The following is a 323-nucleotide window of genomic DNA, read 5'->3' as shown; positions in this document are numbered from 1 at the left end:
AGTAACACTCCAGTTAAACCCTGCTAAAATGGAACTAATTTCCGGTTTCATTGACACCTACCTCAGATTAAACACCACAGAAGAACAACAACTAGAAACAGAATTAAAACAAGCTAACTTAGTAGAAGAGGAACAAATCATGGAAATTGTTACCAGTTGGATGGAAAAAGGTATTGAAAAAGGTATTGAGAAAGGTATTGAACAAGGAGAACAAAAAATAGTTAAAAAGCTACTAAAACGGCGTTTTAATAATATTACACCCAGCCTAGAAAACAGGATTAATGAATTATCTGTAGAACAGATAGAGAGTCTAGCAGATGCTA

1 protein-coding gene is annotated in these 323 nt (G+C 34.1%); it reads left to right on the top strand.

All coding sequences use genetic code 11. The annotated features are described in order from the left end of the window. Positions 1–28 precede the first annotated feature (28 nt). Positions 29–323: DUF4351 domain-containing protein (locus tag FFR48_RS28595; protein WP_236104252.1), on the top strand; the 295-nt coding region annotated here is incomplete at its 3' end.

This window comes from Sphaerospermopsis reniformis, assembly GCF_005402885.1.
Taxonomy (GTDB): domain Bacteria; phylum Cyanobacteriota; class Cyanobacteriia; order Cyanobacteriales; family Nostocaceae; genus Sphaerospermopsis; species Sphaerospermopsis kisseleviana.
Note: the sequence above shows the minus strand (reverse complement) of the source record. Positions and strands in the feature narration are given on the sequence as shown.